Raw genomic sequence first — 14806 nt, 5'->3', positions numbered from 1 at the left:
TCATGACAGCAAAATCAAGCGTTGCAGAGAAAGATAGCCCTGCGGATAAAAACAGAGGCAAGATGCTGCCAGATGGTCCTGATTGGACGTTTAACCTCTTAGAACAATATCATGTCGAGATCAAACGTGTGGCTGAGCACTACCGACTCGACACCTACCCTAATCAAATTGAGGTTATTACCTCTGAGCAGATGATGGACGCCTACTCAAGCATCGGCATGCCCATCAATTACAACCACTGGTCATTTGGTAAAAAGTTCATCCAAACCGAGCAAAACTACAAGCACGGTCAGATGGGGCTTGCTTATGAAATCGTGATTAACTCAAATCCATGTATTGCCTACCTAATGGAAGAGAACACGGTGACGATGCAGGCGTTGGTAATGGCGCACGCATGTTACGGGCATAACTCTTTCTTTAAAGGCAACTACCTATTCCAAACATGGACCGATGCGAGCTCTATCATCGACTATCTGCTGTTCGCGAAAAAGTACATTGCGGATTGCGAAGAAAAGTACGGCGTCTCTGAAGTCGAACAGCTACTCGATTCGTGCCACGCCTTGATGAATTACGGTGTAGACCGCTATAAACGACCAGAGAAAATTTCCATCGCCGAAGAGACAGCACGTCAACAAGAACGAGAGGCGTACCTGCAGTCTCAAGTGAATGAACTGTGGCGTACTGTACCGAAAAACCGCGATAAAGAGGAAGAACAGAAAGTTCGTTTCCCCAGTGAACCACAAGAGAACATTCTCTACTTCATTGAGAAAAATGCGCCGCTGCTCGAGCCATGGCAACGCGAATGTGTTCGTATCGTGCGCAAAATCAGCCAATATTTCTACCCACAAAAACAGACTCAAGTGATGAACGAAGGCTGGGCGACTTTTTGGCACTATACGATTTTGAACCATCTTTACGATGAAGGCTTGGTCAGTGACAAATTCATCCTGGAGTTCCTGCATAGCCACACCAGTGTTGTCGCACAACCGGCTTATAACAGCCCTTACTTCAGCGGGATTAACCCTTACGCACTCGGCTTTGCGATGTTCCAAGATATACGTCGAATCTGTGAGAATCCTACAGATGAAGACAAGGAGTGGTTCCCTGAACTGGCTGGCAGCGATTGGCTCGAGGCCGTTCACTTTGCTATGCATAACTTCAAAGATGAAAGCTTTATCAGCCAATATCTGTCGCCGAAGATCATTCGCGACTTTAAGCTGTTCTCGATACTCGATGATGACCGCAAAAGTGTGATTGAGGTGAGTGCGATTCATGATGAAATGGGCTACCGCATGATTCGTGAAAAACTCGCAGCGCAATACAACTTGAGCAACCTAGAACCAAACATTCAAGTATTCAACGTGGATGTGCGCGGTGACCGTTCAATGACTCTGCAATACTTGCCTCACGACCGTATTCCGCTTGATAAAGGCTACGACGAGGTAATGAAGCACCTCTATCGCTTATGGGGCTTTGACGTGATATTGGAAGAGCTAAAAGACACTGGGCATAGAGAAATCCTTGCGACGTGTCCAAAGCGTAACGATTATGGCTCGAAGATCTAACTTGGTTTCAAACCGCATCATGTAGAAAACAAGTAATCTAAACAAAAAAGCGCACTGGCCGAAACCAATGCGCTTTTGTTTTTTTCTGCAGTAACAGATAGTTATACGATTGGCTTTTGACCACGCTCAATCAGCTTCAGCAAAATATTATCTGCCGACTTACCCGCTACTCCAGCAAGTTTGTCTGATAGCTTCTTCTTCTGAACATAGTGAATCGCAAGAACTGTTTTCTCTTTGCACGCATCCACAACGATGTCATCAGAAGTGCGAATCTCGTCAACTAAACCTAGAGCGTGAGCTTGAGTACCAAACCAGTGTTCACCAGTCGCTACTTTTTCTAGGTCTAAGTCTGGGCGGTGATCGCGAATAAAGTCTTTGAATAAACCGTGAGTCTCTTCTAGCTCCTGCTTGAACTTCTCGCGCGCTTTATCATTGTTTTCACCAAACATCGTCAAGGTGCGTTTGTACTCACCAGCGGTCAGCTGTTCAAACTCAATGTCGTACTTTTTCAGTAGTTTATTGAAGTTAGGTAGCTGAGCAATAACACCGATTGAGCCAACAATAGCGAAAGGCGCTGAAACAATCTTATCGGCAATACATGCCATCATGTAACCGCCACTCGCTGCGACTTTGTCGACAGAGATAGTCAGAGGAAGACCCGCCGCTTTAATGCGATCAAGCTGAGAAGACGCTAAACCATAGCCATGTACCATGCCGCCGCCAGACTCAAGCTTAAGCAATACTTCATCGCCTTCACGAGCCACCGCTAATACCGCAGTTACCTCTTCACGAAGAGAAGCGACCTCTTTTGCATCAATACTGCCGTTGAATTCCAGAACAAACAGGTGCGGTTCGCGCTTGCTGTCTAGCTCACCCTCTTTCGCTGCTTTTTTGACTTCTTTGCCGCGTGACTTAGTTTTCTCTTTTTCCGCTTTCTTTTCAGCCTTATCACGAGCCTTGATGAACGCATCATCATGTAAATGATGCTCTAGCTGCTCAATAGTCTGTTTGTGGTGATCAGATAGGTTAGTGATTTCCAGCTCACCTTTTATCGCGCTTGATTTGCCGCCTACCGATTTCGCAATCACTAAAATTGCAATAATGGCGATTACAACAGTCGCAATCTTGGCTAAAAACAAGCCGTAGTCCAACAAAAAGTCCAATGTCATATCCCCTAATGTACGAATTAGTGTATTGTAACCATCTTGTCACGATTACCAAGAATTTCTAATCATTCCTGCGGTTATCTGTGTGATTAAACATCAATGGAATGACGAACATAAAAATAGAAGGATAAGCACAGTGGATTACCCAATCTCTACAGATGCCCTCAAAGATAAAGTAATTTTGGTTACAGGCGCTGGAGCCGGTATTGGCCGCCAAGCTGCATTGAGTTTTGCTCAACACGGTGCGACAGTGATTCTGCTCGGCCGTAACGTAAAAAACCTAGAGTTTATTTACGATGAAATCGAGAAAGCAGGCTACCCACAACCTGCGATCATCCCGTTGGACCTTAAGGGTGCAACAAAGCAGAACTACATCGACATGGCTGAAACGATCGAATCTCAATTCGGTCGCCTAGACGGACTACTACACAACGCAGGTGTGCTTGGTACTCTGAGTCCATTCGATCAAATCGAAGAAGACACGTTTGATGATGTGATGCAGATTAACGTAAAAGCTGAATTCTTAATGACTCAAGCTCTTCTACCGGTACTTAAGAAAGCAGAAGCGGGTCGTATCGTATTCACCTCTTCAACAGTTGGTCACTCTGGCCGTGCTTTCTGGGGCTCTTACGCGATCTCTAAATTTGCGACTGAAGGCATGATGCAGATCCTAGCCGATGAAGTAGAGGGTACAGCACTGCGTGTCAATGCGATTAACCCAGGTGCGACTCAAACGCGCATGCGTGCAAAAGCTTACCCAGGCGAAGATGCAAACAAGCTGAAGACACCACTCGACATTATGCCGCTGTACTTGCACTTGATGAACCCAAGTGTGACCGACGTACACGGCCAATGCATTGATGCGCAACCTAAACGATAACCGCGCAGCAATTTGAACGAAGCATAAAAAAGAGCTCCCTCGGGAGCTCTTTTTAGTCATAACTAACTTTAATCTAATTAGTGAAGCTTAAGGTTTGGACGCAGTACGCGGTTAATACGGCCTACCAACATCATCAGTGAAGTCTTAATCACGCCATGTAGCGCCATTTGGTGCATACGATACAACGAGATGTAAACCACGCGAGCGATACGACCTTCAACCATCATTGAACCTTTGGTTAGGTTACCCATCAAGCTACCAACCGTTGAGAAACGGCTAAGAGAAACCAAAGAGCCCTTATCTTTGTAGATATAAGCCTTCTGCTCACGACCATTTAGCTTAGCAATGATGTTACTGAATGCGCAGCTAGCCATTTGGTGTGCAGCTTGAGCACGTGGTGGTACAAAAGAGCCATCCGCTTGCGTACATTGTGCTAGGTCACCAATAACGAAAATATCGTCATCACGTGTCGTTTGCAGTGTATCTTTCACTACTAATTGGTTGATACGGTTTGTTTCTAAACCACCGATATCTTTAATGAAATCAGGCGCTTTGATACCTGCGGCCCAAACCATAATCTGAGCAGGGATCTTCTCACCCTCTTTAGTCGTTAGACCATCAGCGTCAGCTTGCGTCACCATAGTCATCGTACGAACGTTCACACCAAGCTTAGTCAGCTCAGAGTGTGCCGCACTTGAAATACGTGGTGGAAGTGCAGGAAGAATGCGCTCACCCGCTTCGATTAGGTTTACGTTTAGCTTGCTTGAATCTAGGTCGCCAAAACCGTAAGTACGCAGCTCTTTAACCGCATTGTGCAGTTCAGCAGACAGCTCTACGCCTGTTGCACCTGCACCAACAATAGCGATGTCTACCGTACCTTGGCCGTTCTTAGCATGCAGCTTCAGGAACTCATTGTTCATCTCGGTACGGAAACGGTGCGCCTGTTCTGGGCTATCTAGGAAGATACAGTTGTCACGAACACCAGGGGTATTGAAATCGTTCGACGTTGATCCAATCGCCATAACTAGAATGTCGTATTCCAACTCACGGCTCGGCATCAATAGTTCGCCATTTTCATCACGAAGTTCGCTTAGGGCGATAACCTTACGTTCGCGATCGATGTCGTTCAGGCTACCCATCTGGAAATCAAAGTAGTGATTCTTTGCATGTGCACGGTAGCTCAATGCGTCGACACCTTCGTCCAAAGAGCCGGTTGCTACTTCATGCAGTAACGGTTTCCAAAGGTGGCTCGCTTTGCGGTCAACCAGTGTAATCGTTGCGCGTTTTTTGCGGCCTAGGGTGCGCCCTAGCTTGGTTGCTAGTTCTAAACCACCAGCACCACCGCCTACTACGATAATTTTTGTCACGATGACAATCCTCTACAAAATAAATAAATGGGGTTCGGCTCGATTACTCCAACCGATAAATTCTGTTTTCTACTCAGTAACCTGCGTTATCGCAGTGGGAAGTTCGATTCACTTCCTATCACCGAGTTTTTAGAGGGGCTAAGACTAAAGTCATCTGCTTTAGTAAGTTCACGTGGATAAAAAAGGCTTACCTGAGAGGTGAAGCGCAAAAAATGGGCAAGTTTATGACTCGCTCTCAATTTTTTTTGATATTTATCAAAATATTTTATTACCGAACATTATATAGAGCAAAAACGTGACCGCAACTAAAATCCTTACCTTCCATGAGGTTTCGTAGAAAAAATAGTTAACGTTTGCGTCATTTTCATTCACGTTGAGAATGCGTTGAATATAAAAAAAGCAGTGCTCTGAAAAGCACTGCTTCTTGCTATCAAATTTTATAAGAAATTAAGCGTTCTTGAAGGCTTTCATCGCTTGTAAATGCTGGGAAATCTTCTTGAACTTGTGACTCTCTTTCTCATCCCAAATGATTTGATAATAGTCTTCAAGTTCAGCCGCTGTTTTGCTGTTGTCGTGAATTTCATCTTCACGAGACAGTACAACTAAGCAGCGATCTTTGTTCTTCATGCGATACTGGCTGACACACTTTGTTGCAATATCTTCGTATTCTTCTGGGCGATCAATTCTGCCGACCATGTTCTTTTCAGGTCTCAAGTTCGGGTTAAAGATCACCTGCTTGATACCACATAAGAAGCCAATACGTTCTGACCAATATCCACCTAAGCCAACACCACAAATTATCGGGTGTGGGTCATCAGACTGTTCAATCACTTTATGCACTTCTTTAAGCAAGTGCTGCATGTCGTGTTTCGGGTGAAGAGTACTGTAGTTAATGAAACGAACGTCATCGTCAATGAATTGCAACTGCAGTATTTTTTCGTGGTTGCCCGGGCTTGTTGAGTCAAAGCCGTGTAGGTAAATAATCATTGTACCTCCCTGGTAAAATGCTGGTACGTTTTGATAAATCTAACATGAAAAATAAGGTTTTAAAGTACAGATACCTGAATTTGCATTTTTCCCATCCTAAACGTGATCCTAGCTACATAAAGTGCAACTGAGTGCCCGCGCTTCATCCATATATTGTTCATCCCCCCACAACTGATGAGCCAGCAAATACCAAAGCATCGCCATCATTTTGCTGCGCGGTTGCCAAGCCTCGACGCCGTCTATCCATGCTTGAGTATCATGGATACCTCGAAACTGGCAGTATTGTTTAACGGCCTCTTCTACCGGTACGTTAGCGACCGAAATCGTCAATGTTAAATCGAGTCGAGGATCCGCTAATGCTGCATACTCCCAATCAATAATCTTAATCTCACCATGCTGACGTACAAGGTTGTAGCCACCGAGATCAAAGTGACAGAGCGAATTTTCGATTGGAGGTAGGTTAGGTGCCGAGCGCCATTGTTGATAAATAGCTTCAAACTCCTCACCTCTATGCTCTTTATCAAGTCGCAACCAATAATGGTCAACTCGAGCGGTAAAACAGAAGGGATGCAAAGGGAGTCGCGAAGTGTTAACCAAATGCACAGACACCAAGGTTCTCATTAGCTGTTGAAGTGAGAGGTCATCATGAATGGTATCCCCTTCAACCCACTCTACTAACAAACCTTGCTTATTGATGGTCATAGCTTGTGGCGCAATATGAAGCTGCTCTATCGCCGAGAGCACTTGATACTCTTCATGACGAGAAATTCCGAAGGCTTCAGTAATGGAAGTAGCGGGTCGCCAGACAAAAGCTCTCCCCTCGCCAGTTTCTATCTTCCAACAACGGTTGGTAAGGCCACCGGTTAACGTTTGTGCTTTCACAGGAGGGAAATCGAAGTAGTCATCAAGTGAGCCTAGGCTCGCATCCAGCTTTTTGGCTTCATCCCAGCAAAAAATCGCCATACTCTCTGTTCTCCCTATAAAAAAGACACCAACGTTACCGCCAGTGTCTTTTATTCTCACTCAGCCCAAGTGTAGCCTAAAGAGCCGTGCATAATGCAACACTCTATATGGCTACTGCTTGATTACAGACCCAGTAGGCTCTTAGATTTTTGCTTACGGATTTCTGTTTCATCTGCCCATTCGATTAGACCAGACTCAAGATCCATTAAACGCATTGTCATTTTGTAGTAAACGTCTTGGTCACTACCGTCGTTCTTAACGATGCTTGATAGGTTGCCGTAAAGCATGTATTGAGCGCCAACCATCTTACCGAACTGAATTGCTGAGCTTTGGTTAACAAGCTCGTCGTTGTTCTGAAAGTTCAGTTGTTCACGAACTGATTCAACGCGGTCCATATCAACGAAACGGAACTTACCTGAGTTCAACATCTTGGTACTGATCGTATCTGTGATAGATTCAGTATCGATGTGCTCGCTGGTTTTGTTCTTAATGCGCTCTACAAACACGATCGGACGCTGATCACGAGTGATGTAAGAAACCGAACCAGAAGCCATCATGCTATCAACCATTTCGCCAGCAATCGTTTGAAGGTCCGTAGAACCGAAATCGATGGTTGTGGTCTCTACAGCTTGCGCATCACCATAACTTACTTTGTTTGAACAACCGCCTAGAATTACAGCCAATCCTAATAGCGCAATGACACTCTTTTTCATTTTATTTCCTCACATATCCGAGCAGAACAACGCCCCACTCATAAATTTGGTTGGCTTAGCTGACCAGTAACAGTCGTGCTCAGCTTAACCGATAAATATTACTGTTCCCGAAACTGCACGCGGAATTGTGTCGCTTTCGGGTTCACTGAAATCTCTGACAAGGTGATGGTCTCGAAACCGCGGACGATGGCTTGCTTCCAAGGCCCTTGCTTCAAGTTCACTTCAAGACCCGCATCGTCGTACCAGTAGAATCGATACAGGATGTTTTGGTCACCCTTGTAATCGCTCGTCAGACGCACAAGTCCTCGGGTATGACCGTCAACTTGGTCGGTTCTAACGTCATCAACTAACAGTCGACTACCCAGTACCTTGTCACCAAAAAATACGTTTTGCGTTAGGCCATCAACACGTACACCTGCTGTGTTCTCCGCACAACCGGCCAAGGCTGCAACAGCCGCTAAGCTCACTAACCACTTTTTCATTACAGCCTCCCTAGCTGCTTGTGCCACATGGTGGCGTTATTCCCTTGGCGAGAAACCCAAACTAATGTGGTTTGCCCATCTCGCACATCAAACTGATACGACTTACCACCCGCTTCTAACGTGTAGTTGCCAGAAGCCGCCACATAGGTACTGCTCTTCACTTGAGCAGGTAGCGACTGCCAACTGCGAGTATCAGGTTGTTCAGTCAGCGTATTCCAAACATTGAACAACAAGTTACCGACATCATCGCCTTTGGTCGCTTCTTTACGAATTCGGTCTTTCGCGACCACTCGCAATGCTTGGCGAATAACAATACCCGGCAGACGCTCAGATAAATCGTTCTGTGCCATTGCGTCTACATCGGTCAACAAACTGCCATTGAGCGAGGTACCGTTGATGCGAATCGACGTAAATCTTTCATTTGGCTGCTTTGAATAGTATGGCAGAGCTAGAGAATATATGGCGCCTTGATCACGACTGTCATAAACCGGTAAATCTAGACGCCAGCTGTCCATTGCTTGTACAACGCTCTGCTCATCTAAGACGATCACTCGCCCTTCGCCAGATTTAAGAGACTCGGGCATCGGGTAGCGTTTCTTCAACTTCGCCAAATCTTCACGCATACCTAGGCGCTGAGCCACCAGCATAGTGCGTTCAATAACCTGTTGGTTGTCAGGCATAACCGCCAAAGCACGTCGATAATCAACATACGCACTGTTGAGGTCATTGGACGCTTCATAAAGCAGACCAGACAAGAACATCAAATAGGCGTTTTGCACTGATTGCAGCTTTTTACCTGCATCCGGGTAGTTCGAGAGAATGCTACCAACGTTAGCCGAAAGGCCTTGGGAGCGGGCATCATTTGCTGCTTGCTGCAGTTCCGCTTCACGTTGCTTCTTCGCTTGCTCTTGAACTTGGTTAGCGCGACGCATCTCAACCAATGCGCCCTCTAGATCATTCTGTTTGAGATAGTTCAGCCCAAGATAAAGATGAAGAAAGCCTAGCTCATAATCGGCTGGGGTATATTCGGTAATATTGTCATTAACTGCTAACGCACCAACGCTCGCCGCGCTGTCCGTCACCGATACCACGGCTTTATCTTGCTGAACTCTTACTGCTTGATCTGCTTGTTCGAACCAAGACTTACTCTCTGCGTATTGTTGGTCTAGTAAATATACGCGGCCTTTTTCAAGGTTATCCAAAATGTCGCCTGCGGCATAATCAGGCAATTCTTGCTGCGCTTCAGAGTAGTCACCCGCTCTTAAGGCTTGATACACACTCTCGTTTTGAGCGCTGTAGTGACTAAACAAGTTGCCCGCAGACATGCTTGCACACCCAACGGTCAATGCCGACATCATCGCGACTGAAACGAACTTAACGTACTGTTTCAAAGATTAACTCCTGCCTATCTATACCAACCAACGCTTTGGACTACAGTTCTTGCAGAAAGTTGGTATAGAAAGTCATTTTTTATTAGCTCATTAATAGTGGGCCAAGAGGGCGACCACCTACAAGGTGCATATGAATATGATAAACTTCTTGGCCACCGTGAGAGTTACAATTCACAATCAGTCGGTAACCATCTTCTGCAATACCCTCTTCTTTCGCCAGTTTACGAGCAACCGTAAATAGACGCCCCATCATCGCTTCATCTTCCGATTCAACGTCATTCGCTGTTGGGATCAGCTTATTTGGAATAATCAGGATATGACTTGGCGCACGAGGATTAATGTCACGAAACGCGGTAACTAGATCGTCCTGGTAAAGAAGGTCTGCTGGAATCTCTTTATTAATTATTTTGCTAAAAATGGTTTCTTCAGCCATGTTTTTCTCCAATAAAACATTTACTTCTAAGAGCTTTGAGTATGCGTCAAGCCACTAGAAACCTCAATCAACCTGAGCTAAAGCATAATAAAAAACAGTGTTCAAATCAAAGAAAACCCTATCAAGCGCAAAAGAATGTTATGTCGCCTATTGCTGACAGCTATTTTTGACGGGTGCGTCATAAAATGTGTTACTGGAACTCAATAGAATGCTGACACTTTTGTTACTTTGTTTTGGACCGGATTTTCGGTCTGTATTTATTTTTAGGGAGAATGGCCATGAAAGGCTCAGTGATAAAACGCATGTATGCGGGCTTCGCACTGATCATCATCATGTTTGCAATTACGATTACAATCATGATGAGCAGCATGAATCAGATACACAGTAATTTCGAAAGCGTCTCAAAATCTTCGCTGCCTCTTGTTACTCTCTCTAATCAAACCAGTGTGCAGCTACTCTCTGCAGACAAATCCTTTAAAGATTACCTCACTACACAGAATCAAGAGCGCATGACAGCAATGCGCAGTGAATTTACTCAATCACAACAAGCGTTTTCTTCTGTACTTAAAGAGCTTGAAGTAGCTAGCGCGACAAATCCTGTACTTGTAGAGCGTGTTGAACAGCTAAAACAACTCGAAGAGCGCTATTTCTCTGAAGCTGAAGAAGCGATGAACAACTACGTCGCGATGTTTGAAGCACAAGAGCAAGTACAAAAAGCATCGCGCGAATTCCAACGCCTACACTCAGAATTAACCGTTGGGATGAAAGAATATGTTGCCGATCAGAAAAGCATCTCTGTGAAGGTAATGGCGAAAAGCTACTTTATTAAGCTGAAAGACGCAGAGGTGATCACCTCTGATGCTCTAGCAAGCTCAGATGTAGAGTTAGTTCAAAGCGCAGTAAACAAAAACAAAAAAGCGGTAACCCACCTTAACTACGCATACCGTGGTTTAACGACTCAACTGCCTGAACTAAAAGGCGCGTTCGATGAGTCGGTACAAAAGTTCACCAAAGACGTTGGTCAGAAAGGCGGTGTACTTGATAAACACAATAACTACCTACAAGCGAAGAAGGCACTCTACATCAACATCGCTAACCTAGCGGTAGACGTTGACCAGGCAATGGCTGTTCTGGACTCGTTCAACGTCACTGCGGGTGAACAGCTTAATAGTTCACTGGCAGATGCAGGCGAAGTCTACGACCAAGGCCTAATGAAAGCTATCGCGATTGGTGTTGTAGTGACGGTATTCGCAGCGGCGATTGGCTATCACATTGCACATAGTGTGCGCGAACCTTTGACTCGCATTTTGCATGCACTTGAAGGGCTAACACAGGGTGATATGACTAAGCGTATCGACATTCGTTACGACAACGAATTTAGTCGCGTGAGTCGTCATATCAACACTCTTGCCGATAATCTGCATAATATTCTAGTTAAGTTAAATGAAGCATCTGATGAGCTAACTGAAACCGCAAGCATCAACCAGAAGACCTCTTCTACAACGCAAGATCAGCTCAGCAATCAGCGCGAACAGACCGCGAATGTGGCAACCGCAATGACAGAGATGTCACATTCGGTGCAAGAGGTGGCGAACAGCGCGCAGAGCTCATTAACCATGGTTCAACAGGTTGAGTCAGCATCTGAATCCGGTCGTCAAATCATGAACACCAACATCAGCACCATCAATCAGCTAGAGACTCGCCTCAATGAGTCGGTTGTCGCTGTGGGTGAACTTCAACAGATGAGTAGCCAGATTGGATCAATCCTAGATGTAATTCGTGGTATCGCAGAACAAACCAACCTACTTGCACTCAATGCCGCTATCGAAGCTGCACGTGCCGGTGAGCAAGGCCGTGGCTTCGCTGTAGTAGCAGATGAAGTTCGCGTTCTCGCTCAGAAGACCACGCAATCAACCTCTGAAATTGAAACTATGATCAGCAACCTGCAGTCGAGCTCTAAGACAGCAGGTAACGTGATTGAGAGCTGTATGAATGATATGGAGATGTCGGTTGAGCAGGCTTCCAATGCCAATAGTGCGATGGAAGAGATTCAAGCGCTTATCCTCGAGATCAGCCACATGAGTACACATATTTCTCAGGCGGCAGCAGAACAAAGTGAGACATCGAGCGACATTGCACGCAACATTGAAGATATCAACCACATTGCAGATGCTAGTTATCAAGCGATGTCGTCAATCGCTCAAGCGAGTGAGAACCTTACTATTCTTGCTAACCAACAAGGAGATTTGGTGCACCAATTCAAACTTTAGGTCCACTTTAAAGCGAATAAAGGTAAGACTTTGCTCGCACCAAATCGTTAACTGACTGAACAAGGGTAACTTTTATCAAAGGTTACCCTTGTTTTTTTAAGGCTTTGTCATTATATGAGTATTATGGCTTGCTGCTTTCCGTTACGATCCCATTTTGAGCGAGCCAATATTAAGGAATTTATATGGCTGTTCACGTTGGCATTATTGATCAAGACCCCATTAGGTTGATTACTCCGTTATTGGATAATCGAACCGTCAGTTCTCACATTGTTTTTATCGGTGACAAGACTCAAGAAGGCATGTATCTGCGCCTTCACTCTGTACTCCAAAAGCGCGACATTACCAGTGAGTTCTTTGAAATTCCTACCATCGTCAACACCTCTGTTATCAAAGAATCGATTCAAAACTTAGCCGAAGATCTCAAGGCACGTGGTCAAGAAGTCAAGCTGAACGCAAGCTGTGGCCTAAGACACCGCCTGCTTTCTGTTTACGAAGTATTCCGCACTTACCATTGGCCGATTTTCGTGGTTGAACCAAACAGCGACAAACTGTGTTGGTTATACCCAAATGGCAAAGAAGACGCACAAGTACAAGACCGCATCACCATTGATGATTACCTAACCGTGTTTGGTGCTCGTGGTGAATTTAATGATTTCGAGCTACCACCACAGCTAGATCAGAAACTCTACGAGCTAGGTGAACGCTGGGCGAGTAATGCCCTTGAATTAGGACCAGGTCTAGCAACGCTAAACTACCTAGCAACGACATGTCGTAAAGAGCAGAAACTGGACGTTGAGCTTTCAGAGAAGCAACAAGGCTATCGTGAGCTGAATATGCTGCTTACCGACCTCGTTGAAGCAAAAATCGCGACCTACCAAGACGGTATTTTGACCTTTGCTAATGAAGATGCGCGTCGTTTTTCGAACGGTGAGTGGCTAGAAACACTGGTGCATAGCACGGTGAAACAGATTCAAGATGACATGCCAACCATTCAAGACCGCTCGTTGAACGTTCAGGTTTATCGCCAACTTGGTGAGCGCGAAGTACGTAATGAGCTGGATGTAGCTTCAGTAGTAAACAATAAACTGCACATTATCGAATGTAAGACCAAGGGTATGCGTGACGATGGTGATGACACTTTGTACAAGCTGGAATCGCTGCGTGACCTACTAGGTGGCCTTCAAGCGCGAGCTATGCTGGTCAGCTTCCGTCCACTACGCCATAACGACATCACTCGTGCAGAGGATTTAGGGTTAGCTTTGATTGGCCCTGATGAGTTGAAAGACCTTAAGACACATCTAACGTCTTGGTTTGCGGCGGCAGGCGGTCACGAAGACCTAGAGTACTAAGCAAGTAAGCGACTAAGCTGTCAAAAGCTCACTTCTCACACATTAAAGGTGCATAATGCGCCTTTTTTATTTGTCATAATTTTCACTCCAACACTGATCGACAAATACAAAAAAGCCGCACTCGTAAGTGCAGCTTTTGAGGATTTAAATCAGGCTATCTTGGATGATAACTGAATTAAGCAGTATCGACGCGATTAAAGCATTTTACGCGCAGCTTCTACAACCACTTTGATTGAGCGTGCTTCTGTCTCTTTTAGAGTATCGTGATCTGGGATCTCTTTCTGTGTACGGTTGATAATAACACCCGCTACACAACCTGCTTTCAGGCCAGAACTTGCACACATAGTTAGCAGTGTTGCAGATTCCATTTCGAAGTTAAGAACGCCCATGTCTTGCCACTCTTGCATAGAACCTTGGAAACGCTTAACAACGCGACCAGAGAACGTGTCGTAACGCTCTTGACCTGGGTAGAACGTATCGCTTGATGCTGTAACACCAGTGTGAACCGTTGCGCCAGACTCTTCTACTGCAGCTTTCATTGCTGTTGCGATTTCGAAGTCAGCTACTGCTGGGAACTCCATTGGAGCAAAGTGTAGGCTTGCACCGTCTAGACGAACAGAACCCGTTGTTACAATCATGTCACCCACGTTTACGTGAGGTTGGATTGCACCAGTTGTACCCACACGTAGGAAAGTGCGTACACCTAGTTGTGCTAGCTCTTCTACAGCGATAGATGTAGATGGACCACCAATACCAGTAGAACAAACAACCACAGGCTTACCGTCTAGCTCAGCGCGGTACAGCGTGTACTCACGGTGGCTTGCTAGAAATACTGGGTTTTCCATTTCGTCAGCGATTTTTTGTACACGTGCTGGATCACCCGGGATGATCGCTAGTGTCGCACCTTGAAGATCAGCTTCAGTAATACCTAAGTGGAAAACAGCTTGAGACATAGTTTGCTCCTTGTGGCTTATTGAGTGTTCATCACTCTTATCTAAGCGCATTATAAGTTTGTGGGGTACGTGTTTACTCTAACCAAGCTATTCACAAAATGAAGTGACAATCGTCACACCTCTCCACGCAACATACACTCAAGTTTCACGAAAAACCGATTGGCATCACACTTTTACCGTAATCGACCAGCTTCGTTGCATAATAATGACGAAAAAAACGCCTCTAGTTCATAAAACGCAAATCAAACAACATGCGCTTAATAAACTAGAGGCGTCCTGTAACGAAT

General features: G+C 45.3%; 13 protein-coding genes. 4 read left to right on the top strand and 9 right to left on the bottom strand.

The features are described from left to right. Nucleotides 1-2 precede the first annotated feature (2 nt). On the top strand, nucleotides 3-1565 hold the full coding sequence (locus tag FIV04_RS05050) for a SpoVR family protein (protein WP_152468434.1): 1563 nt from the start codon (nucleotides 3-5) through the stop codon (nucleotides 1563-1565). A gap of 101 nt (nucleotides 1566-1666) precedes the next feature. On the opposite strand, the gene sohB is transcribed toward FIV04_RS05050, so the two are convergent. Then, nucleotides 1667-2734 (bottom strand): protease SohB, encoded by a 1068-nt coding sequence (sohB, locus tag FIV04_RS05045; RefSeq protein ID WP_172974223.1) that lies wholly within the window; start codon nucleotides 2732-2734, stop codon nucleotides 1667-1669. A gap of 133 nt (nucleotides 2735-2867) precedes the next feature. Here sohB and FIV04_RS05040 point away from each other — a divergent pair, with 133 nt between their 5' ends. Further along, nucleotides 2868-3611: a YciK family oxidoreductase gene (locus tag FIV04_RS05040; protein WP_032549496.1), complete on the top strand. Its 744-nt coding sequence runs from the start codon at nucleotides 2868-2870 to the stop codon at nucleotides 3609-3611. A gap of 77 nt (nucleotides 3612-3688) precedes the next feature. Here FIV04_RS05040 and FIV04_RS05035 read toward each other — a convergent pair whose 3' ends face one another. The 7 genes from FIV04_RS05035 to hinT all read right to left on the bottom strand — a co-directional run bounded on the left by FIV04_RS05035 (nucleotide 3689) and on the right by hinT (nucleotide 9947). Then, nucleotides 3689-4978, bottom strand: a complete 1290-nt coding sequence (locus FIV04_RS05035) for an NAD(P)/FAD-dependent oxidoreductase (protein ID WP_150895228.1) — start codon at nucleotides 4976-4978, stop codon at nucleotides 3689-3691. Between the two features lie 447 nt (nucleotides 4979-5425). After that, on the bottom strand, nucleotides 5426-5965 hold the full coding sequence (gene ycfP, locus FIV04_RS05030) for an alpha/beta hydrolase YcfP (protein WP_032549500.1): 540 nt from the start codon (nucleotides 5963-5965) through the stop codon (nucleotides 5426-5428). A gap of 108 nt (nucleotides 5966-6073) precedes the next feature. Further along, entirely contained in the window at nucleotides 6074-6928 is an 855-nt protein-coding gene (locus tag FIV04_RS05025; protein ID WP_152468433.1) for a phosphotransferase, read from the bottom strand. Between the two features lie 122 nt (nucleotides 6929-7050). Continuing rightward, the gene (lpoB, locus tag FIV04_RS05020; protein WP_032549502.1) at nucleotides 7051-7641 is read right to left on the bottom strand and encodes a penicillin-binding protein activator LpoB; all 591 of its coding nucleotides are present in this window, start codon (nucleotides 7639-7641) and stop codon (nucleotides 7051-7053) included. A gap of 98 nt (nucleotides 7642-7739) precedes the next feature. Continuing rightward, a complete protein-coding gene (locus FIV04_RS05015) occupies nucleotides 7740-8123 on the bottom strand; it encodes a YcfL family protein (RefSeq protein ID WP_150871742.1) in 384 nt (127 codons plus the stop codon). Beyond that, nucleotides 8123-9514, bottom strand: coding sequence for a COG3014 family protein (locus tag FIV04_RS05010; RefSeq protein ID WP_152468432.1), 1392 nt, complete (start codon nucleotides 9512-9514; stop codon nucleotides 8123-8125). The genes FIV04_RS05015 and FIV04_RS05010 overlap by 1 nt, the downstream gene beginning before the upstream one ends. Before the next feature lie 82 nt (nucleotides 9515-9596). Then, nucleotides 9597-9947 carry a purine nucleoside phosphoramidase gene (gene hinT / locus FIV04_RS05005; RefSeq protein WP_152468431.1) on the bottom strand — a complete coding sequence of 117 codons (351 nt, stop codon included), beginning with the start codon at nucleotides 9945-9947 and terminating at the stop codon, nucleotides 9597-9599. 278 nt (nucleotides 9948-10225) lie between these two features. Here hinT and FIV04_RS05000 point away from each other — a divergent pair, with 278 nt between their 5' ends. Then, nucleotides 10226-12217 (top strand): methyl-accepting chemotaxis protein, encoded by a 1992-nt coding sequence (locus FIV04_RS05000; RefSeq protein ID WP_152468430.1) that lies wholly within the window; start codon nucleotides 10226-10228, stop codon nucleotides 12215-12217. Between the two features lie 182 nt (nucleotides 12218-12399). After that, nucleotides 12400-13566, top strand: a complete 1167-nt coding sequence (locus FIV04_RS04995; protein WP_032549507.1) for a DUF1887 family protein — start codon at nucleotides 12400-12402, stop codon at nucleotides 13564-13566. Nucleotides 13567-13760: 194 nt separating this feature from the next. On the opposite strand, the gene udp is transcribed toward FIV04_RS04995, so the two are convergent. Beyond that, nucleotides 13761-14519: a uridine phosphorylase gene (gene udp, locus FIV04_RS04990; protein ID WP_032549508.1), complete on the bottom strand. Its 759-nt coding sequence runs from the start codon at nucleotides 14517-14519 to the stop codon at nucleotides 13761-13763. Between the last annotated feature and the right edge of the window lie 287 nt (nucleotides 14520-14806).

The sequence above is a fragment of the Vibrio sp. THAF190c genome, from assembly GCF_009363355.1.
Classification (GTDB): Bacteria; Pseudomonadota; Gammaproteobacteria; order Enterobacterales; family Vibrionaceae; genus Vibrio; species Vibrio fortis_A.
The sequence above is the reverse complement of the archived record's forward strand: the minus strand, read 5'-3'. Positions and strand labels throughout refer to the sequence as shown.